At 66.1% G+C, this 20,631-nt stretch carries 17 protein-coding genes; 13 read left to right on the forward strand and 4 right to left on the reverse strand.

Annotated elements, in window-relative coordinates:
• Nucleotides 1-309 precede the first annotated feature (309 nt).
• From AC1DRP_RS30050 to AC1DRP_RS30080, 7 genes are read left to right on the forward strand one after another with little or no spacing between them, the layout of a single operon-like run.
• Nucleotides 310-2,142, forward strand: a complete 1,833-nt coding sequence (locus tag AC1DRP_RS30050) for a gamma-glutamyltransferase family protein (protein WP_476770394.1) — start codon at nucleotides 310-312, stop codon at nucleotides 2,140-2,142.
• A gap of 57 nt (nucleotides 2,143-2,199) precedes the next feature.
• Nucleotides 2,200-2,997, forward strand: coding sequence for an ABC transporter substrate-binding protein (locus tag AC1DRP_RS30055; RefSeq protein ID WP_476770395.1), 798 nt, complete (start codon nucleotides 2,200-2,202; stop codon nucleotides 2,995-2,997).
• Nucleotides 2,889-3,473 (forward strand): ABC transporter substrate-binding protein, encoded by a 585-nt coding sequence (locus AC1DRP_RS30060; RefSeq protein WP_476770402.1) that lies wholly within the window; start codon nucleotides 2,889-2,891, stop codon nucleotides 3,471-3,473. Before AC1DRP_RS30055 ends, AC1DRP_RS30060 begins: the two co-directional genes overlap by 109 nt.
• Nucleotides 3,474-3,517: 44 nt before the next feature.
• Entirely contained in the window at nucleotides 3,518-4,534 is a 1,017-nt protein-coding gene (locus AC1DRP_RS30065) for an ABC transporter ATP-binding protein (protein ID WP_441507365.1), read from the forward strand.
• Nucleotides 4,531-5,652, forward strand: coding sequence for an ABC transporter ATP-binding protein (locus tag AC1DRP_RS30070; protein WP_441507366.1), 1,122 nt, complete (start codon nucleotides 4,531-4,533; stop codon nucleotides 5,650-5,652). Before AC1DRP_RS30065 ends, AC1DRP_RS30070 begins: the two co-directional genes overlap by 4 nt.
• Before the next feature lie 3 nt (nucleotides 5,653-5,655).
• Nucleotides 5,656-6,597 (forward strand): ABC transporter permease, encoded by a 942-nt coding sequence (locus AC1DRP_RS30075; protein ID WP_441479972.1) that lies wholly within the window; start codon nucleotides 5,656-5,658, stop codon nucleotides 6,595-6,597.
• Nucleotides 6,598-6,600: 3 nt separating this feature from the next.
• Entirely contained in the window at nucleotides 6,601-7,482 is an 882-nt protein-coding gene (locus AC1DRP_RS30080) for an ABC transporter permease (protein WP_113511875.1), read from the forward strand.
• Nucleotides 7,483-7,593: 111 nt separating this feature from the next.
• Here the strand turns inward: AC1DRP_RS30080 and AC1DRP_RS30085 are convergent, their stop codons facing one another.
• The gene (locus tag AC1DRP_RS30085; RefSeq protein WP_441507367.1) at nucleotides 7,594-8,007 is read right to left on the reverse strand and encodes a GNAT family N-acetyltransferase; all 414 of its coding nucleotides are present in this window, start codon (nucleotides 8,005-8,007) and stop codon (nucleotides 7,594-7,596) included.
• A 59-nt stretch (nucleotides 8,008-8,066) separates the two neighbouring features.
• Between AC1DRP_RS30085 and AC1DRP_RS30090 the strand changes: the two genes are divergently transcribed.
• The 5 genes from AC1DRP_RS30090 (at nucleotide 8,067) to AC1DRP_RS30110 (ending at nucleotide 13,644) form a co-directional block, all read left to right on the forward strand.
• On the forward strand, nucleotides 8,067-9,590 hold the full coding sequence (locus AC1DRP_RS30090; protein WP_476770396.1) for an ABC transporter substrate-binding protein: 1,524 nt from the start codon (nucleotides 8,067-8,069) through the stop codon (nucleotides 9,588-9,590).
• Nucleotides 9,591-9,680: 90 nt separating this feature from the next.
• Nucleotides 9,681-10,622 carry an ABC transporter permease gene (locus tag AC1DRP_RS30095; protein WP_476770397.1) on the forward strand — a complete coding sequence of 314 codons (942 nt, stop codon included), beginning with the start codon at nucleotides 9,681-9,683 and terminating at the stop codon, nucleotides 10,620-10,622.
• The gene (locus tag AC1DRP_RS30100; protein ID WP_476770398.1) at nucleotides 10,622-11,494 is read left to right on the forward strand and encodes an ABC transporter permease; all 873 of its coding nucleotides are present in this window, start codon (nucleotides 10,622-10,624) and stop codon (nucleotides 11,492-11,494) included. Before AC1DRP_RS30095 ends, AC1DRP_RS30100 begins: the two co-directional genes overlap by 1 nt.
• A gap of 1 nt (nucleotide 11,495) precedes the next feature.
• Nucleotides 11,496-12,701, forward strand: a complete 1,206-nt coding sequence (locus tag AC1DRP_RS30105; RefSeq protein ID WP_441507370.1) for an amidohydrolase/deacetylase family metallohydrolase — start codon at nucleotides 11,496-11,498, stop codon at nucleotides 12,699-12,701.
• 100 nt (nucleotides 12,702-12,801) lie between these two features.
• Nucleotides 12,802-13,644, forward strand: a complete 843-nt coding sequence (locus tag AC1DRP_RS30110) for an IclR family transcriptional regulator (RefSeq protein WP_441507371.1) — start codon at nucleotides 12,802-12,804, stop codon at nucleotides 13,642-13,644.
• Nucleotides 13,645-13,835: 191 nt separating this feature from the next.
• On the opposite strand, the gene AC1DRP_RS30115 is transcribed toward AC1DRP_RS30110, so the two are convergent.
• From AC1DRP_RS30115 to AC1DRP_RS30125, 3 genes are read right to left on the reverse strand one after another with little or no spacing between them, the layout of a single operon-like run.
• Nucleotides 13,836-14,594 (reverse strand): 4'-phosphopantetheinyl transferase family protein, encoded by a 759-nt coding sequence (locus AC1DRP_RS30115; protein ID WP_476770399.1) that lies wholly within the window; start codon nucleotides 14,592-14,594, stop codon nucleotides 13,836-13,838.
• Nucleotides 14,579-17,752: an amino acid adenylation domain-containing protein gene (locus AC1DRP_RS30120; RefSeq protein WP_476770400.1), complete on the reverse strand. Its 3,174-nt coding sequence runs from the start codon at nucleotides 17,750-17,752 to the stop codon at nucleotides 14,579-14,581. The genes AC1DRP_RS30115 and AC1DRP_RS30120 overlap by 16 nt, the downstream gene beginning before the upstream one ends.
• A gap of 11 nt (nucleotides 17,753-17,763) precedes the next feature.
• On the reverse strand, nucleotides 17,764-19,014 hold the full coding sequence (locus AC1DRP_RS30125) for an MFS transporter (RefSeq protein ID WP_441507374.1): 1,251 nt from the start codon (nucleotides 19,012-19,014) through the stop codon (nucleotides 17,764-17,766).
• A gap of 448 nt (nucleotides 19,015-19,462) precedes the next feature.
• On the opposite strand from AC1DRP_RS30125, the gene AC1DRP_RS30130 reads away from it, so the two are divergent.
• Nucleotides 19,463-20,631: ABC transporter substrate-binding protein (locus AC1DRP_RS30130; RefSeq protein WP_476770401.1), on the forward strand; the 1,169-nt coding region annotated here is incomplete at its 3' end.

Raw genomic sequence — 20,631 nt, forward strand, 5'->3', positions numbered from 1 at the left:
GTTGATCACAGCCTCTTCGAGCTGTTCGGCGATGAAATCACTGCGACTTTTCTTGGTGGCGGCCGGCACGTCCAGCATCGCGCGATCTTCAATTCCCAAGCTCGCCATCCCCTGAGTTGACCATCTCGGCCGATCCCGATGAGTACACAATCCTATTGCAATGTAGACAAAAAATATACAAAACGAGCCGCTCCCGCATGAGCAGCGGCACAAAATCCTGAGGCTTGTCTAACATCCCCGCGTGGATCTCCGGCCTTGTCGACAGCCTTCCTCAAGGCGGTCGCGGATGGCTGGAAATGAGGAATTGCCATGACTTTTACGACGCGACCGGAACTCAGGGGCACATTCGGAGCCGTTTCCTCGACGCATTGGCTTGCCTCGACCGTCGGCATGTCCATCCTGGAAAGGGGCCACACCGCCTTTGACGCCGCGGTCGCCACCGGTTTCGTCCTGCAGATCGTCGAGCCCCATCTCAACGGCCCCGCCGGCGAGGTGCCGATCATCGTGACCCCGGCCGGAGCCGATCAGCCGATCGTCATCTGCGGGCAGGGGCCGTCCCCTGCGAAGGCGACCATCAAGCATTTCAAGGATCTCGGCCTCGATATCATTCCGGGCACCGGCCTGCTCGCCGCCTGCATTCCCGGCGCATTCGGCGCCTGGCTGACGCTGCTGCGCGACTACGGCACGGCCGAGCTCGAAGACGTGCTGGCGCCCGCGATCTATTACGCCAGGACCGGCCACCCGCTGGCGCCACGCATCGCCCGGACGATCGCCTCGATGCGCGAGCTCTTCGAGACCCATTGGCCGAGCTCCGCGGAGATTTACCTGCCGGGCGGCGTGGCCCCTCAGTCCGGCAAGCTCTTCCGCAATCCGCAGATCGCGGCGCTCTACCAGCAGATCCTCGACCACGCGAAATCGGCCGGGAATCGCGAGGCACGCATCAATGCGGCGCTCGACTTCTGGTATCGCGGCCCGGTCGCCGAGCGGATCGAGGAATTCTGCGCCACGCAAGAGGTCTGGGACGTCTCGGGCCGCCGCCACAAGGGCCTGATCACCGCCCAGGACATGGCTGACTATCAGCCGCAGATCGAAAAGCCGGTCTCCGTGACCTATGGCGACTGCGAGGTCTTCAAATGTGGGCCGTGGTCGCAGGGACCGGTCCTGCTGCAGATGCTGCAGATCCTCAAGGGCACGGATATCGCCGATCTCGATCCGACAAGCGCCGATTTCGTGCATCTCGTCGTCGAGACGGCCAAGCTCGCGATGGCCGACCGCGATTCCTGGTACGGCGACAGCTCCGATGTACCGATCAAGGCGCTGCTCTCCTCCGGCTATGCCGATATCCGCCGCGCGCTGATCACGGGTAAGGCGTCGATGGACGTCCTCCCCGGCACCCCTGAGGGGCGCAATCCCAATCTGCCGCCGCTGCGCACGGTTGGCACCATTGCACAGCCCGGCCTTGGCGGCGGCGAGCCGACGGTCGCCCGCGAAGCCAAATTGCCGAATGACAGGCAGGGCGAACCGGCACTGACCCGCGAAGGCGCCCAGCGCGGCGACACCGTGCAGGTCAGCGCCGTCGACCGCTGGGGCAATATGGTGTCGGCGACGCCGTCCGGCGGCTGGTTCCAGTCGAGCCCGGTCATTCCCGGTCTCGGCTTCAGCCTGACGACCCGCGCGCAGATGTTCTGGCTCGAAGAGGGCCTGAACTCCACGCTCGCGCCGTCGAAGCGGCCGCGCACGACGCTGACGCCGTCGACCGTCTATCGTGACGGCCAGCCCTACATGGCCTTCGGCACGCCGGGCGGCGACCAGCAGGATCAATGGCAGCTGATCATGCTGCTGCGCCATCTCCACAAGGGCATGAACCTGCAGGAAGCGATCGACGCCCCGTCCTTCCATACCGACCATCTAGCGAGCTCCTTCTGGCCGCGCGAGATCAGCTTCGGCGCGGTCACGCTCGAAGACCGCTTCCCGCAGGCGGTCCGCGACGATCTGGCGGCGCGGGGCCACAAGATCACCGTCGGCGACGCCTGGTCCGAAGGACGCCTCTCGGCGGTCGCCCGCGAGATGGATGGCGATGTGCAGCTGGTGAAGGCCGGCGCCAACCCGCGCGGCGTCCAGGGTTATGCGGTCGCCCGCTGATCCCGACCCGCTGACCCCAATGAGACAAGCATTCCGGAACAGGAGAGGGGACTATCGATGAAACCGACTTATCTTGCACTCGCAGCCAGCCTGACGCTCGGCGCCATGGCCGTGACGGTGGCGCCCGCCGCCGCCCAGACCGTTCTCAAGATCGGCCTGCAGGACGATCCTGATACGCTCGACCCCGTGTCCAACTGGAGCTTCGTCGGCCGCCACGTGCTGCAGTCGCTCTGCGACAAGATCGTCGACATCGACCAGAACGGCAAAATCATCCCGATGCTGGCGGCCAGCTGGGAATGGAGCGCAGACAGCACCGTGCTGACCCTGACGCTGCGCAGCGATGCCGTCTTCCACGACGGGACCAAGGTCGACGCCGCGGCGATCAAGTACAATCTGGAGCGCGCGCTCACCTCGGGGATCTCGCGGCGCAAGGCTGAGATCAGCGCGATCAAGAGCGTCGAAGCCGTCGATCCGACCACCGTCAAGATCAGCCTCAAGGAGCCTTCGGTTCCGCTGCTCGCCGCGCTCAGCGACCGCGCCGGCATGATCATCAGCCCGGCGGCTGGTGCAAAGCTCGGCGACAAGTTCACCGATGCGCCGGTCTGCTCCGGTCCCTACAAATTCCTCGAGCGCGTGGTCCAGGACCGCATCGTCCTCGAGAAATTCCCGCAATATTACGATGCGGCGAAGTACAAGTTCGATCGCCTGATCTATCGCGCAATGTCGTCTTCGACGGCCAGGCCAGCATCGGCAACCAGCCGTTCCCGCCGTCGAGCCCGTTCTACGACAAGAGCTTCCCGGTTCCGGCCCGTGACCTCGACGCCGCCAAGAAGAAGATGGCCGAGGCCGGTGTGAAGTCGGTCAATCTGGAACTGCTCGTTCCCACCGATGCCGAGCGCCAGCAGGTCGCCCAGCTCATCCAGGCGATGGTCCAGGACATCGGCATCAAGGTCTCGATCAAGCCGACCGAACTGATGACGCTGCTCGACGTCGCCCGTCAGGGCAAGTTCCAGTCGCATCTCGTCGGCTGGAGCGGCCGCGTCGATCCCGACCTGAACGTCACCCCGATGCTCTCCTGCGGCGCCGCGACGAACGACGCCAAGTATTGCAACGAGGCGCTCGACGCGATCCTCGCCAAGGCCCGCTCGCTCGGGGACCCCGCCGCGCGCCAGGCCGAATACGCCAAGGCGGTCGCGATCCTGCTCAAGGACCTGCCGATCGTCTATCTCTACCACTCGCAGTGGATCTTCGCGCACAGCTCCAAGATCACCGGCCTCAAGCCCGCTCCGGATGGCATCATCCGCCTGGCTGACGTCAGCCGCAAGAACTGAGCCGGCACCCAGGAACCAAGAACTGAACCGGTACCAAGGACGCGATGAGCACCCCACTCCGATCCGTTCGGGCTGATGACGCATCCGCGTCCGTCCTCGACGTCAACAACCTGCGTGTCGCCTTCGAAGGCGACACGCGCACCGTGACTGCGGTCGACGGCGTCAGCTTCTCGGTCCGGAAGGGGCGCACGCTGGCGATCGTCGGCGAATCCGGCAGCGGCAAGAGCGTGACCTCGCTCGCCGTGATGCGGCTTCTGCCCGAGCACAGCGCGCGCATTTCCGGCCGCGTCAATTTCGATGGCCGCGAGCTGCTCGACGAGAGCAAATCAGGCATGCGCAGCCTGCGCGGCAACCGGCTGGCGATGATCTTCCAGGAGCCGATGACCTCGCTCAACCCGTCCTATACGGTCGGCGAGCAGATCAACGAAGTCATCCTGCGCCACCGCCCGATCTCGAAGAAGGAGGCGACAGAACGCGCCATCGCCATGCTGAAGCTGGTGCGCATTCCGTCGCCCGAGACCCGCTACCATCAATATCCGCACAATCTCTCGGGCGGCATGCGTCAGCGCGTGATGATCGCCATGGCGCTCGCCTGCGATCCCGAGCTGCTGATCGCCGACGAGCCGACGACTGCGCTCGACGTCACGATCCAGGCGCAGGTGCTCGAGCTGATGCGCGAGCTGCAGCAGAAGACCGGCACCGCCATCATCCTCATCACCCATGATCTCGGCGTGGTCGCGGAATCCTGCGACGACGTCATCGTCATGTATGCCGGCCAGGTCGTCGAGCAGTGCTCGGTCGAGGATCTCTTCACCTTCCCGCAGCACCCCTACACGGTCGGCCTGCTCGGCTCGCTACCGCGTCTCGACGAAAAGCGCGAGCAGCTGGTCGCCATCACCGGCACCGTGCCCGATATGGCCAATCCGCCCTCGGGCTGCCGCTTCCAGGCGCGCTGCCCCTTCCGCGTCGCGCGCTGCGCCGAGATGCCGGACCTCATCGAGGTCACGGCCGGCCATTTCAGCCGCTGCTGGCGTGCGCCCATGCAGGACCTCGTCCCATGATCCAGAGCGCCTCCAGCTCCCCCGCGGCCAAGCCGATCCTCGAAGCCCGCGGCCTCGGCAAGAGCTTCGTCGTCAAGCGCTCGCTGTTTGGCCGCCCGCTCGCGTCCGTCGGCGCGGTCGATGACGTGACCCTGTCGCTGATGCCCGGCGAAACGCTCGCCATCGTCGGCGAATCCGGTTGCGGCAAGTCGACGCTCGGCCGCCTGCTGATGCGCCTGATCGAGCCCAGCTCCGGCGAGGTCTTCATCGACGGGCAGGACGTCACCCACGCCAGCCACGCGGCCGTGCGCGCACAGCGCCGGCATGTGCAGCTGATCTTCCAGGACCCCTATGCCTCGCTCAACCCGCGCATGACGATCGCCCAGACGATCGCCGAGCCGCTGATGCTGCACGACATCGTGCCGGCCGGGCAGCGCGCCAGGCGCGTCGCGGAGCTTCTCGACATGGTCGGCCTGCGCCCGGAACAGGCGGACCGCTATCCGCATGAATTCTCCGGCGGCCAGCGCCAGCGCGTGGTCATCGCCCGGGCGCTCGCCTCCGAGCCGAAGGCGATCATCTGCGACGAGGCGGTGTCGGCCCTCGACGTCTCGATCCAGGCGCAGGTCCTCAACCTGTTGAAGAACCTACAGAAGCGGCTCGGTATTGCCTTCGTCTTCATCTCGCACGACCTCGGTGTCGTGAAGCACATCGCCGATCGCGTCGCCGTGATGTATCTCGGCAAGGTCGTCGAGATGGGCACCTCCGACGAGATCTTCGCCGCGCCGCGCCACCCCTATACGCGGGCGCTGCTCTCGGCCATTCCGGTCGCGGCGCCGCCGAGCCACCAGCGCTCGCGCGCGGCGAGACTCCATGGCGATCTGCCGAGCCCGCTGTCCCCGCCCGAAGGATGCCGGCTGCATACACGCTGCCCGCATGCGCGACCGGCCTGCAAGAGCGTGAGCATGGTGCTCGAGGTCGAAGCGGGCGGCCATGCCAATGCCTGCGCCTTCTGGCGCGAACTGCCGGCACAGGATGCAGCCGAGATTGCGCGTGAACCACGCAACCCGAAGCTCGAAAAGCTGTTCGCGGCCTTTGAAGCCATGGCTGCGCGGCCGGCCCAGACCGTGACGGAGGGCTGACCCATGTCTTCGCTTCTTGGACGCCGCCTTCTGCAACTCGTCCCGACGGTCATCCTTCTGTCGATGATCATCTTCTCGCTGCAGCATCTCCTGCCGGGCGACCCGGCGCTCGTGCTCGCCGGCGAAAATCCCGATGAGGCTACGCTGGCCGCGATCCGCGCCCAGTATCACCTCGATCAGCCCCTGATCGTCCAGTATCTCTACTGGCTGAAGGGCGTGGTGACCGGCGATCTCGGCGAATCCATGCGCCATAACCGCCCCGTCCTCGAGCTGATCCTGCTCAAGCTGCCGGTGACGCTGCAGCTCGCGGTCATGGGCATCCTGATCGCGCTCGTGGTCGGCATCACGGCGGGCGTCATTTCGGCTCTGCGCCCCAACAGCGCCATCGACTACACCACCAATGTCGCGTCGCTTGCCGGCATCTCGGTGCCGAATTTCTGGCTCGGCATCATGCTGATCATGTTCTTCTCGGTCCATCTCGGCTGGCTGCCGGCCTCGGGCTTCGTCAGCCCCTGGGAGGATCTGAAGATGAACCTCTCGACGACGATCATGCCGGCTTGCGTGCTCGGCACCGCGATCGCCGGCGTCATCATGCGCCATACCCGCAGCGCGATGCTCCAGGCGCTCGAAAGCGATTACGTTCGCACCGCGCGCGCCAAGGGCCTCAGTGAGTGGGTCGTCGTGTTCAAGCATGCGATGCGCAATGCGCTGACGCCGATCATCACGCTTGGTGCGCTTGAGTTCGGCGCGCTGCTTTCCGGCGCGGTCCTGACCGAGCAGATCTTCACGATCCCGGGCTTCGGCAAGCTGATCGTCGATGCCGTCTTCACCCGCGATTATCCCGTGGTGCAGGGCGTCGTGCTCGTGACCTCGCTCTTCTACATCGTCCTCAACCTGCTGGCCGACATCGGATACATCCTCGTCAACCCAAGACTGAGAAGCTGACCTGTGCTGACGATCTCGGAACCCAAGCCTTCGGCCAATCCCGTCGCGAACTTCTTCCGCGGCCGCGTGTGGCGGCGCCTGTCGAAGCGCAAGAGCGCGCTGGTCGGTCTCGCCGTCGTGCTGCTCATGGTCTTCGTCGCCGTCTTCGCGCCGCTTCTGGCGCCCTACGACCCGGCGGCGCAGAGCTGGACCGCGGTGCGCAAGGCACCCTCCGCCGCGCACTGGTTCGGCACTGATGAGGCCGGCCGCGACATGCTTTCGCGCATCATCTGGGGCGCCAGGGCCTCGCTGCTGGCAGGCCTGACCTCGGTCGGCATCGCCATGGCGATCGGCGTGCCGCTCGGGCTCGCAGCCGGCTTTCTCGGGGGCCTGGTCGACGGCCTGATCAGCCGCTTCACCGATGCGATGCTGGCCTGCCCGTTCCTCATCCTCGCGATCGCGCTCGCGGCCTTCCTCGGGCCCAGCCTGACCAATGCGATGCTGGCGATCGGCATCACCGCCATGCCGCTCTTCATCCGCCTGACGCGCGGCCAGGTGCTCTCGATCAAGGCTGAGGACTATGTCGAAGCGGCAAGCGCGGTCGGCAATCCGCAATGGCGCATCGCGGTGCGCCACATCCTGCCGAACATCCTGCCGCAGCTCATGGTCCAGGCGACACTGACGATCGCAGCCGCGATCATTGCGGAAGCGAGCATGTCCTTCCTCGGCCTCGGCCTGCAGCCGCCGGCGCCCTCCTGGGGCTCGATGCTGAATTCGGCGCAGCGCTTCCTGAGCAATGCGCCCTGGATGGCGCTCTGGCCCGGCATCGCCATCTTCGCAACCGTGCTGTCGTTCAACCTGCTCGGCGATGGCCTGCGCGACGCCCTCGACCCGCGGGCGCGCTGAGCAACGCGCTGCACCGCTCTCGCGGCATGCAGGAGCGGAGGCGTCCGGGGGGCAAGCTTCGCTATCCGGGAGGAGGGGGCCGGGCGCCCGGCCGCCGGTTCGGGTCTGTCCTCAGTCGGCTGCGCGATAGAAGGCGTGCAGCAGGCCCCCGATGACACGCTCGCCTTCGAAGGTCATGCCGATCCGCTCCAGAACATGTCTGGATGCCGCGTTGTTCTCCAGTGCGAACCCCACCAACTGCCGTGGGAGCCGATGCCGACGAGCCTCAGACAAGAGCGCTGACGCCACTTCGACGGCATAGCCGCAGCCCTGATGCTCCGGCGAGATGGCGTACCCGAGCTCCAGTTCGTCTTCCCCCCAGGCCGACCAGCCGGCCGTCTTCCGTGCCGGTGCCGCATCGTCGCCGAACGCGAAGCGGTGCGGCGCAGCAACGCGATCCGCTGGCGGAACGCCGAAACCGGCACGCCGCCGCCTCGGTGAAATGGCCCGGCTGAGCATCGACGCACGCCATGCGTTGACATTCATCGCGGGTCGATATTCTGTTATAAGACATAGTATTACATAATAAAAGAATGTGAGGGACCATGAAACGCCTGCTCGGATGCCTCCTCGCCTGCAGCCTGCTCACCGGACCGTCGCTCGCCCTCGCACAAGAGACCGGGGGCATCGCCACGGTGGCGACCGTCGGCGAGCCGCCGACCCTGGACCCGATGGTCTCGACCGCCGATCTGGTCGGCACGATCACCCAGCATGTCTTCGAGACCCTCTACACATTCGACAAGAGCTGGAAGGTGACGCCGCTACTCGCGGATGCKCTGCCCGCGATCAGCGACGAYGGCAAGCGCTACACCATCGCGCTGCGGCCGGGCGTCAAATTCCATGACGGCTCCGAGCTGACCCCCGATGATGCCGTCGCCTCGCTGAAGCGCTGGATGAAGCTGGCCTCGCGCGGAAAGCAGGCGGCGGGCTTCATCGAGAGCGTCGAGGCCGCCGGCCCGGCCTCGCTCGTGATCACGCTGAAGCAGCCTTATGCACCGTTGACCTCGCTGCTCGCCTTCAACAACTCAGCCGCGATCATCATCCCGGCGAATAAGCAGAGCGAACCGATGAAGGAGTTCATCGGAACGGGCCCCTACATGCTGAAGGAGCGCAAGGCCGATCAGTACATCCAGCTCGTCCGCTTCGCCGGCTACAAGCCGCGCGACGGCCAGGGCGACGGCTACGGCGGCGCGCGGCGCGCCCTGCTGGACGAGGTCCGCTTCGTGCCGGTTCCGGATGCGAATACCCGCGTCGAGTCGGCCGTTTCCGGCCAATACTCCTATGTCGATTCAATTCCCGTGGAATCCATCGACCGGTTGAAGGGGGCGGCCTCGCAGCCCGTCCTGCTGAAGCCCTTCGGCTATCCCGTCTTCATCTTCAACACCGCCGAGGGCGCGGCGAAGAACGTCGCGGTCCGCAAGGCGATCCGCATGGCGCTGAACATGGAGGACATGCTGGCCGCGGCGTTCGGCAGCACGGAGTTCTACGCGCTCGACGGCGACATCTATCCGTCGGATTATGTCTGGCACACCGATGCGGGCGTCGCCGGGAACTACAATGTCGGCGATGCCGACAAGGCGAGGGCCGCCGCCAAGGCGGCCGGGTACAAGGGCGAGCCGATCCGCATCCTGACCAGCCGCCAGTACGAGTTCCACTACAAGATGGCGCAGGTCGCGACCGAGTATCTGAAGCTCGCCGGCTTCACCGTCGACATGCAGGTCGTCGACTGGGCGACCCTGACCCAGCGGCGGACCRACAAGGCCTTGTGGGAGATCTACATCACCCACAGCCCCTTCCTGCCGGAACCGGCGCTGATCGGCTCGCTGTCGACCAGCTCGCCCGGCTGGTGGGACACGCCTGCCCGCAAGGCCGCCGTCGACGCCTTCACCTCCGAAGCCGACCCCGCCAAGCGGGCCGTGCTGTGGGCGAATGTGCAGAAGACGATCTATGACGAGGTGCCCTTCATCAAGATCGGCGACTTCAACGCGCTTTCCGCGAAATCCGCGAAGCTCGACGGCGTCGTGCCGGCGCCCTGGCCCTATTTCTGGAACGTCACCCTGAAAAAGTGATCCCCCTTCGTCGACCGGCCGTGTGATCACGGCCTTCGACGACCGGCCGTGTGAACACGGCCGGTCGACGAGCAACGAGGCGGTCGGGCCATGGTCGGCTACATCCTTCAACGCATCTCCGGCATGGTCGCGGTCATGCTGCTCGTCGTCACGATCGTCTTCGTGATCGTGCGCGTCACGCCGGGCGATCCCGCCGCGGTGATGCTCGGCCCCGATGCGACGGCGCAGGACGTCGCAGATCTACGCACCAGGCTCGGGCTCGATCGCTCGATCCTCTCGCAATACGTGCTCTATGTCGGGCAGTTGTTGCGCGGCGATCTCGGCCAGTCGATCTTCCTGAACATGCCGGTGACCTCCGCGCTGCTGGAGCGGGCCGAGCCGACCTTCTTCCTGACATTGCTGTCGCTGGCCATCGCGAGCGTCATCGCGCTGCCCGTCGGCATCTACGCCGCCTATCGGCGCGGCTCCTTCCTCGACCAGGCGGCGACGACGCTCGCCATGCTCGGCGCGAGCATCCCCGGCTTCTGGCTCGGGCTGATCCTGATGCAGATCTTCGCCGTGCGCCTGCAGATCCTTCCGGTTTCCGGCTATGGCGGGCCCGATACGAGCCTTATCGAACGGATCCGGCACCTGATCCTGCCGGCGGTTGCGCTCGGGCTCGTCTCCTCGGCGCTSATCATSCGCTTCACSCGCGCYTCGATGCTCGACGTGCTCGGTGACGACTATATCCGCACGGCGCGGGCCAAGGGGCTGGGCGAGCAGGCCGTCATCCTTACCCATGCGCTCAAGAACGCGCTGATCCCGATCCTCACCGTGCTCGGGCTGACAGCCGCCGTGCTGATCTCGGGCGCGGTCGTGACCGAGACGGTGTTCGGCCTGCCGGGCGTCGGCAACCTCGTGGTCTCGGCCGTGCTGCGACGCGACTATCCGGTGATCCAGGGCGCGCTGCTCGTGATCGCCGGCCTGTATGTCCTGATCAATTTCGCGATCGACATGCTCTATCTGCTGGTCGATCCAAGGGTGCGCTACTGATGGTCGACCTCACACCCGATGCGCTGGCGCCGCGCCGCGGCCGGACCTTCCTGCGACAGCTGATGAAACGCCGCACAGTGGCGATCGGCCTCGCGATCCTCCTCGTCTTCGTGCTGCTCGCGGCGCTGGCGCCGCTGATCGCGCCCTATGCGCCCGGCCGGCTCTCGATCGTCAACCGTCTGAAGCCACCGTCCGCGACCTACTGGTTCGGTACGGACGAATTCGGCCGGGACCTCTTCTCGCGGATGCTCTATGCCGGCCGCCTGTCGCTCTCGGTCGGCGCCGCCGTCGTCGTCCTGTCGTCGCTGATCGGCGTGACGCTCGGGCTGCTGGCCGGGTTCTTCAAGCGGCTCGACACGCCGACCGCCCGCTTGATCGACGCGATGATGGCGTTCCCCGACATCCTCCTGGCGATCGCGCTGGTCGCGGCGCTCGGTCCATCGCTTGTGACGGTGATCGTGGCGCTCGCGATCGTCTATGCGCCACGGCTGGCGCGCATCGTCCGCGCTGCGACCCTGGTGATCCGCGAGTTGCCCTATGTCGAGGCGGCCCGAGCCTGCGGCAACACGACCTTCCGGATCATGACGCGGCATGTCCTGCCGAACATCGTCTCGCCGATCACGGTGCAGGCCACCTTCATCTTCGCCAGCGCCATGCTGGCCGAGGCCGGACTTTCCTTCCTCGGGCTCGGCGTCAGCCCCGATGTCCCGACCTGGGGCACGATGATCGCTTCCGGCCGGCAATATATCGGCYAGGCGGATTGGATGACCTATTTCCCCGGCCTCGCCATCGTGCTCGCCGTGCTGTCCCTGCAGATGGTCGGCGACGGCCTGCGCGACCTGCTCGATCCGCGGCTGCGGAAGGATCTCTGAGATGACGTTCGTGACGCAACAACCTCTCCTCATCGCGAATGTGAGGCCGGTCGCCTTTGGCCCGGCGATCCCCGCTGCGGCGATCGACATCCTCGTCGGCGGCGACGGCAACATCACCGCGATTGGCCCGGCGTTGCCAGCACCGCCCGACGCGCTGCGCGTCGACGGCAAGGGCGCCTTCGTCTCGCCGGGCTGGGTCGACCTGCACGTCCATGTCTGGCACGGCGGCACCGACATCTCGCTCAGGCCTAGCGACTGCGGGGCCGCGCGCGGCGTTACGACCATGGTCGATGCGGGCTCGGCCGGCGAGGCGAATTTCCACGGTTTCCGCGAATACGTCATCGAGCCGGCGCGCGAGCGGATCAAGGCCTTCCTCAATCTCGGCTCGATCGGGCTCGTCGCCTGCAACCGCGTGTCGGAACTGCGCGACATCAAGGACATCGACCTCGACCGCATCCTCGAATGCTATGCGGAGAATAGCGAGCATATCGTCGGCATCAAGGTCCGGGCGAGCCATGTCATCACCGGCTCCTGGGGCGTGACGCCGGTCAAGCTCGGCAAGAAGATCGCCAAGATCCTGAAACTGCCGATGATGGTCCATGTCGGCGAGCCGCCAGCCCTCTACGAGGAGGTGCTGGAGGCGCTGGGGCCGGGCGACGTCGTCACGCACTGCTTCAACGGCAAGGCGGGATCGAGCCTGATGGAGGACGAGGACCTCTTCACCCTCGCCGAGCGCTGCGCCGCGCGGGGTGTCCGCCTCGACATCGGTCATGGCGGCGCCTCCTTCTCCTTCAAGGTGGCCGAGGCCGCGATCAAGCGCGGGCTGATGCCGTTCTCGATCTCGACGGACCTGCACAACCGCTGCATGAACTTCCCGGTCTGGGACCTCGCGACGACGATGTCGAAGCTGCTCTCGGTCGGCATGCCCTTCGACGCCATCGTCGAGGCGGTGACCCACGCCCCGGCCTCGGTGATCAAGCTGGCGATGACGGACCGGCTCACGATCGGCGAGAGGGCCGATTTCACGATCTTTGAGTTGGTCGATGGCGATCTCGAGGCGACCGATTCGAACGGCGACGTCTCGCAGCTGACGCGGCTGTTCGAGCCGCGCTACGCGGTGATCGGCGCGGAAGCGATCGCGGCCAGCCGCTACGTGCCGCGCCCGCGCCGGCTGGTCCGGCACAGCCACGGCCTGTCCTGGCGTTGACGAAGGTGCCGGTAAGGTCGCGCGGTTTGCAAGGCCCACCCGAAACTGCAGTGGGGCACCGCCGTGGAAACAGCGCGCGGCAGGTATCGAAAGCCCGGACATGACGAAAGCCACGACGACGCAGTCGAGCGAAGACGAGCCAGGGCGCACCGGGCCGCGGCGTTCGCGCGTCAGCGGCATCGACCGCGCCGTGCAGATCCTCGACCATCTCCAGCAGGAGGGGCGAGCCCAGACCGCCTATGAGGTCGCCCGTGCGATCGGCGCGCCGCTATCGACCATCTATGCCATCGTCGAGGACCTGCTCGACAAGAGCCTGCTGACGCGCACCGGCGAAGGCGGCGTCTGGCTGGGTCCCCGGCTCTACCACTATGGCCTCGCCTATGCGCGCGATCTCCAGGTCATCACCGTGGCGACGCACGAGATGCATGTGCTGGCGCGCGAAGTCGGCGAGACCGTCCAGATCTGCGGCCGCGACGGCGGCATGATGGTGGTCGAGGCGATGGCCGAGGGCCCGGGGCACTTCGTCATCACCTCGCGCGTCGGCACGCGCGTGCCGCTGAACTGGACCGCCTCTGGCCGCCTGCTGGTCGCCGGCCTGGACGAGGCGGAGCGGGCAGCCCTTTTCCGCAAGAGCGCCAAGGCATCGCCGACCGGGCGCGCCGTCACCGACCCCACCGTCCTGCTCGCCCAATCGCGCGACGCGCTCGCCGCAGGCCTGTCGATCCAGGCGGGCGAGTCCGACTATGCGGTCGCCTGTATCGCCGCGCCGGTGCTGGACGAGGCCGGCGCCTGCCCAATCACTGTTTCGATCGTCTTGCCCGAGTTCCGCGTCAACGAGGAGCAATTGACTTTCGTCGAGGCGGTGAAGACGGCGGCACGGCGTATCGAGGACAAGCTCGGCTGGCGCGTCGGACACTTCGCCGCTGGTCGGAAAAGCGGCTGAAGGCCACTCGCGCCGCGGTTGCGCTTGCGGGATGCGCCCCGAGGCGCGGCCGTTTCTTGTCCCTTCCGAAGGATCAACCGAGGGCATGAGGCCCCGGGGCGCACGCCTATTCGGCCGCCATCCGGATCGTCTCGCCCTGTTCCCCGYTGCGGAAAGCCCCACGCATCCGGGCATCGCTGATCGGCCTCAGATTAGCRGACGGCGGATCGCACTGCGATCGCGATATGGATGCCGTCATCTGTCAGGTGCGATGTGACGCTGATGTCCTGGGCGGGAAAACCGCTTCCCGCTGGAAGCGCGATGGCTTGCCCCGGAATGGCGGAAAACCTGCTCATGCTCATCGGCTCGCGCGACCCGAGCGACTTCAGCAGCGCCTCCTTGCGGCACCAGAGCTTGGTGAACTCGGCTGCGGCAGACCGGGGCGGCCTTGTGCGCAGCCACGCGATCTCTTGGGGCGAGAGCGGGCCTTCACCCTGGGCGGGCGGATCGCGCGTCGGTTCGATATCGATGCCGACGCTGATCCCCTCGGCAACGATGCAGCCAACGCAGCTGCGTGTGTGCGACAGCGAGAAATCGATCGCCGGAACGGCAGCATCGGACCGATCTTCTGAGATCAGGGCGGGTTTCTTACCTGGCTGGTGGCTGAGGCGCAGCTCTGCAGGGTTGGCTCCCAGCCGGGACGCGATGGCGAGCCGCAGCAGGCCATGGGCCGCGATATAGGCATCCCGGTCGCCCTCGAACCGGAAACGTGCCGCGCGCTGCCTTTCCGCCGCGTCCAGCAATCCCATCAGCAAGGCCCAATCGCGACGAGCGATCTGCGCCAGTCTGAGCAGGTGCACGCTGCCCTGCGCGCCCTTTGGCAGCGCATCCATCAATTCGGGCAGCTGTGTCCGGGCGAGCAGGAGGTGCCCGTCCGCGGTGTCGCTCGCCAGCGTCAGTTGGCGCGCCATCCCGGCACCAGCATGGCTTTTATCGACCCGGTAAAGATCTCCGCCATCGCAAGGATGGTCTCGCTCCGGTAATTCGGGCGCGTATAGAAGAACTTCATGCGGAAGCAGTCATCCATCACATAGGCATAGACGTGCAGATGGTAGTCCGCGAGGTTGCCTGCCGCGACCGTATCGGGAACGTCCATCAGCGACGGGTCGGGTGGGAGGAAGCGCACGCCGTCGTAATTATCCTCCCAGACATTGCCGATATACTGGAACAACGTGCGCACCTTGTCCTCGCGCGCCAGGATCTTGGCCCGCGGATCGCTTGAATAGTAGCGCAGCGCGCTGTGTCCGATGCCATTGTCGGGGATGGCGCGGTACTGCGCCGCGACCGCCTCGAGCGCTGCAGCGAGCGCCCGCTCGCTGTCGAGCTCGCCATCGGGCAGGCGGGCGGTGATCGGCGTGTGGGTGATGAACCAGCCGACCGTGCGCGAGGGATCGGCAGCGCGGATGCAGCTCTCCCGGCCATGGGCGACCTTGTGAAAGATCAGGTTGCGCTGGCCCGACAACCGGTTGGCCGTGACGGCGAGACTGGCGACGATGGCGTGGATCATGGTCGATTGAGCCGCGCCGCCCAGCCGCTCGCGCAGGCCTGCCATCGCGGCTGCATCGAGAACCTCGAAGCCATGGCTGTCGATGTCGCGCTGCAATGCTCCCTCGACCTGCGCATCCTCCGGGAAGGGCAGGGCGCCGCTCGCCTCGCCGATCCAGTAATCGAGCTGCGCCTCGGCCTGCGGGCTTCGCGCATAGGCAATCACCTGCTCCACCCATTGGTGATAGGGCGTGGTCTTGGCCGGGAGCACGACGGGCTTGCCGGCTTCGAGGGCATCATAGGCGGTGCGCAGATCCTCGAGCGTGACCTGCAGGGACAGGGCGTCCGTGACGAGCTCATGCATCGTCAGGAAGAGATGGTGGTTGCTGCCGGCTGGATCGGCGAACAGGGCGACCGTCATCACGGGGCCGTTTGCAATGTCGAGCGTCGCGTGCAGCCGCTCGATCTCGCTGCCGATGAAGCCGAGCTGCGTCTCAAGGGGCGCTGCGGGCAATGCAAGCACGTGCACCGGGACGCGCTGGGCCTCCGGAAGCGCGATATAGTGCTGCGCATAGTGGCCCTCCGTGCCCTTCGTGAAGCGCAGGCGCAGCGCATCGTGATGGGCGACGACGTCATGCAGTGCGCCCTGCAGCAGGGGCGGGTCGAGCATGGCGCCAAGACGGGTGATGAAGCCGACATTGAACATGTCGGGGTTCGGCCTGGCCCAGGTGAAATAATAGCTCTGCATCGGACTGAGCGGCGAGACCGCGCCGGGCGTCGTCCATGCGCTGGCAACGCTCGTCCTGCCCTCGAGCAGGGCGGCGAGAGCGCGGATCGTCGGATAGTCGTGGATATCGGCCGGCGTCAGAACGACGGAATCGGCTCTCGCACGCGCCGCAACGCGAAAAGCCTGGATGGAATCGCCGCCGATCTCGAAGAAATTGTCGTCCATGCCGACGCGGGACTGCCCGAGCACCGCCCTCCAGATCGCCAGAAGGCGGCGCTCCATCTCGGTCGAGGCTGCGTCGGCTTCCGCCACGGCGGGGACCTCGTCGGTCACCGTCAGGGCGTTGCGATCGAGCTTGCCGTTGGGAAGCCGCGGCAGCGCCCCGATCTGGATGAAGCGCGAAGGCACCATGTAGTCGGGCAGGCGCGTCAGCAGAAATCGGCGCAACTCGCTGGACAGGGTGCTGTCGAAGCTGTCGGCGGCCGGCAAGACGCAGAAGGCGACGAGTTGCCGTCCTCCCGCCGTTTCCGCGGCGCTGACGGCGCAGGCACGGATCTTCGGATGGGCTGCGAGCGTCGTCTCGATCTCGCCGGGCTCGATGCGGAAGCCCCTGATCTTGATCTGGAAATCCTTGCGGCCCATATAGTCGAGTTCGCCATCGGGCCGGGTCGAGACCATGTCTCCGGACCGGAACAGCCGCGCATGCTCGCGCTCGCCGGGCTCTGCGAATGGATTGGGAATGAAGGCCTGGCCGGTCAGGTCCGGGCGTCCGAGATAGCCTTTCGCAAGCCCTGGGCCTGAGACGCAGAGTTCGCCCGCGACGCCGGGACCGACGGGCTGGAGATGGTCGTCGACGACATGGACGCGCATCCGCCCGATCGGCTTGCCGATCGAGACGATCTTGCCCGTCAATGCAGCGGGGGTGACGGTGCAGCAGGTGGCGTCGGCCGCCACCTCCGAGGAGCCGTAGAGATTGATCAGCGTGACGCTCTCGCCGAGTTCCGTGACCTGGCGGGCAAGGTCGCTCGGAAGCAGTTCGCCTGACGATGTCAGATAGCGCAGATGGGGCAGGCGAGTGCCGGTGGCGCGGGCAGCCTCGATCAGGGCCGCCAGCAGGGATGGCACCAGGATGAGGCGCGTGATGCGCTCATCGGCGAGAAGCTGCAGCAGCTGGAACGGATCGCGCGCTGTCGCATCATCGGCGACGACGCTGGGAATGCCCTTCAGCAGGCCGCCGAGCATTTCCCAGATCGAGTCGACGAAATTGAGCGCGGTCTTGCTGCAGCAGATTTCGCCGCTCTCGAACGGGAATTCCTGCCACATCCATTCAAAGCGGCTGAGCATCGCGGCATGCGAGCCGAGAATGCCCTTGGGTCGGCCGGTCGAACCAGAGGTGTAGACGACGTAGGCCGTGCGCTCGGGATCATCGGGCGGTGCCGCCGGCACGCTGCCCGCTGCCGGCAGGGGCCTGTCGAGATTCAGGAGCGCGCAGCCGGATTCGCGGAGGAAGGCCGCATCATGTGTCGCGTCCAGCGTCAGCACCACGGGCGCGGCTGCGTCCTCCAGCATGAAGCGCAGGCGGTCCTCGGGATAGGACGGATCAAGCGGCACCCAGGCGCATCCCGCCTTGAGAATGCCGAGGATGCCCGCGACAGCCGCGATGCCGCGTGGCATGCACAGGCCGATCAGCCTTGCCTCGGATGTGCTCTCGCCGGCGGGCAGGAGCTGACGGATGGCTGTGGCGATCTCGTGGGCCCAGGCGTCGAGCTCGGCATAGCTCAGCCGCCGTTCACCGGCCTTGATCGCCAGTGCCGTGGGCAGGCGCCGCGCCGTATCCTCGAAAATGCGGTGGAACATGGAAATCCCCGTCAAATCTGGCGCGTAGCGGCAGGCGATGCCTTTGGCGATGACATCAGGAACGCGCTGGCAGCCAGCGTGGCGAGGCACAGCCCGAACGGCGCGAGATAGCTGATCGCGCTCAGGGCGCCGTTGAGAATCGAAGACAGGCCCCAGACGAGCGCATTGATCGCGATCGCGATCCCGAGGACCCAGCCCTGGCGATCATCGCTGACGGACCGGGAAAACAGGGTGATGATCGCACCATAGGCGACCGATACGGTGATTGCCGTGGGAAAGGCGATGATCCAGAGCAGGTCGAGGCGGGGGACGGCGAGCGAGGCCGCGATCAGCCCGGCGGTGCTCCATAAGGACCATGTCGCGATGGCGCGCGGGTCGAACCGCTTCTCGAGCACGGGCAGACAGAGGCCGTAGGCGATGCAAAAGCCGATGCCGAGCGTGGCCATGAGCAATGAGATGGTGCCCGCATCCTCGCCGAACCGGTTCAGCACCAGGCTGGGCAGGAACAGGAAATAGGTTCCCCAGGCGGTCTGCATCAGGCCGAACACCAGCATCAGATGGCGGATGGCAGGATCGCGCAGCGCCGCGCGAAACCCCGCCACTCCCATCAGCAGATTGATCGGCGTCGGGTCGGCCTGCGCGGGAGGTTCGCGTGCCTCCTGGAATGTCGTCGCGATCAGGACGAGGCCGATCAGGGCGCCACCGGCGGTCAGGGCCATCGGAAGGATGAAATCGCTCAGGACAGCAGCGGCATCATGCGAGAACGCGCCGCCGATCAGCGGGCCGACGATGAAGCCGAGCGACGACGCGAACAGGCAGAGGCTGAGCGTGAGCGCGCGCGTCTGGCTGCTGCTCGCATCCACGGCAGCGGCCTGTGCGACGGCCTGGCTGCCTGCCGTGGTCCCTCCGATGAAGCGGCCGATCAGCAGCAAGGCGACGAGATTATAGGCGATGGCGCCGCCGATCAGCGCAAAGCTCAAGGCCATGCCGAGCATGCAAAGGATCAGGATCCGCTTTCGCCCGATGCGGTCTGAGATCTCTCCGAGCACCGGCGCGGCATAGAGCATGACGAGTTCGTAGAGGCCGAGCGCGACGCCATAGACGAGATAGCGCAGGCCGGCAGGCGCTGCCGCCATCATCAGGGGCTGATCGCCGATGAGCGCCGCGGCAAGGACCGGCACGACGATCGTGTAGCCGATGCTGTCGATCAGGATGATGGCAAGGAGGGGGCCGACGCGCAGGATCATGGAGAGCGTCGTCATGCCGGCACTCGCGACGGCTGCGCCCCGTGCCGGGATCGTGCAGGGGAGGGCTCGTCCCGGCCAAGGATCATGACGTCAAATCTGCCTATCCATCCGGAACCGGCAACGCCTGAACTACCGAATGTTCGAAACGTTACGTCATGAAAACATTCACACGCCCATCTGTTGTGATCTGTCGCAAAGGTCAAGGCGCAAACTCCAGCCGAGCCGCACTCTCAAGGGTGGCTCTCTTGAAAGGGCTGGCTCGGTTCGCCTGAACCGTTCCGGAGCTGTCGCTCCGTCGATTTTTGCTCTGGTCGTGCCGCGATCGGGATTGGCTGCTCCCGCCCGTGGCGGGCATGGGCCGTTCGAGCACATGTGCGGACCCGCGAGGCAGGCCACTTGACAAGGAGGATTCTTGGTGAAACGTTTCCACCAAAGATGGAAACGTTTCCACGAGGGAATTGCCATGATTTATGACTCTCTCGATCGCCGTGCTTTCCTCCGGGGCGGGGCGGCAGCCGTTGGCGGGCTGGGGCTGCCATTCCCGGCGCAGGCGGCGGATGAGCGATCCCTGGTCGTGGCTATCCCTTCGAACCCGTCGACCTTCGATCCGATCAACCAGGGCAACCACGATGCCATGGTGGTCAATCAGCTCATCTTCGAGAACCTGATCGAGATCGACGGGGAGGGGCGGCGGCGGCCACTGCTTGCAAAGTCGCTGCCCGCGATCTCTGAAGACCGGACCGAATACATCTTCGAGCTGCGGGACGACGTCGCGTTTCAGAACGGACAGCCCTTCACGGCCGAGGACGTGAAGTACAGCTACGACTATATTCTCGACCCGGCTAACAAGGCGCTGCGGCGCTCGGTCTGGACGAATATCGAATCCGTCGAGATCCTGGCGCGCCACAAGGTGCGCTTCAAGATGAAGGCGCCGTTCCGGCCCTTCCTCGACTACATGACCAAATACATGGGTATCTTTCCGGCCGGGAGCCGCGAGAAATACGGCAACGAGATCTTCCAGCAGAGGCCTGAGGGCCTGGGAACCGGGCCCGGCATCTTCGTCTCCGCGCGGTCCAACGATGTCGTCGAGTTCCGCCGCAACCCGAATTACTGGCGCAAGGATCTCCCGGGCTGGGACCGGTTGCGCGTGCGGATCGTCTCCGAGGAGGCGGCCCGCATCGCGTCGCTGATGTCGAAATCGGTCCACATCATCGGGGCGCCGCCGGTCCGCGACTATCTGCGACTGCGGCAGGCCAAGGCGCAGGGCATCACCGGGGCGAGCCGTCCGGCGCTCGGCAGCATGATGCTGATGATCCACAACACCCGAAAGCCACCGTTCGACGACCCCGATTTCCGCAAGGCGGTTTCGCTGGCGACCGATCGCAAGACCATCGCCGAGAAGATCTTCAACGGTCTGGTCGAGCCCTCGGCAGTGCCCGCTCCCGCCTCGGCCTGGTGGTACAATGCCAAGGCGGCTGAAGACCTGGCCTTCAACCTGGAAAGAGCGAAGGCTCATCTCGCCAAATCCCGTTATGCGTCCGGGGCCGAATTCGAGTTGCTCTATTCGTCGCAGGGTTATCTGCTGGACGTCGCGGACGCGGCCCTCTTCATCCAGGCATCGCGGGCCCGGCT

Source organism: Allobosea sp. 01N443, from assembly GCF_056399325.1.

What these genes read in the sequence shown, in the direction of transcription:
- AC1DRP_RS30050 (WP_476770394.1), top strand. Translation starts at nt 310, where the DNA reads ATGACTTTTACGACGCGACCGGAACTCAGGGGCACATTCGGAGCCGTT.
- AC1DRP_RS30055 (WP_476770395.1), top strand. Translation starts at nt 2,200, where the DNA reads ATGAAACCGACTTATCTTGCACTCGCAGCCAGCCTGACGCTCGGCGCC.
- AC1DRP_RS30065 (WP_441507365.1), top strand. Translation starts at nt 3,518, where the DNA reads ATGAGCACCCCACTCCGATCCGTTCGGGCTGATGACGCATCCGCGTCC.
- AC1DRP_RS30070 (WP_441507366.1), top strand. Translation starts at nt 4,531, where the DNA reads ATGATCCAGAGCGCCTCCAGCTCCCCCGCGGCCAAGCCGATCCTCGAA.
- AC1DRP_RS30075 (WP_441479972.1), top strand. Translation starts at nt 5,656, where the DNA reads ATGTCTTCGCTTCTTGGACGCCGCCTTCTGCAACTCGTCCCGACGGTC.
- AC1DRP_RS30085 (WP_441507367.1), bottom strand. Translation starts at nt 8,007, where the DNA reads ATGAATGTCAACGCATGGCGTGCGTCGATGCTCAGCCGGGCCATTTCA.
- AC1DRP_RS30105 (WP_441507370.1), top strand. Translation starts at nt 11,496, where the DNA reads ATGACGTTCGTGACGCAACAACCTCTCCTCATCGCGAATGTGAGGCCG.
- AC1DRP_RS30110 (WP_441507371.1), top strand. Translation starts at nt 12,802, where the DNA reads ATGACGAAAGCCACGACGACGCAGTCGAGCGAAGACGAGCCAGGGCGC.
- AC1DRP_RS30120 (WP_476770400.1), bottom strand. Translation starts at nt 17,752, where the DNA reads ATGTTCCACCGCATTTTCGAGGATACGGCGCGGCGCCTGCCCACGGCA.
- AC1DRP_RS30125 (WP_441507374.1), bottom strand. Translation starts at nt 19,014, where the DNA reads ATGACGACGCTCTCCATGATCCTGCGCGTCGGCCCCCTCCTTGCCATC.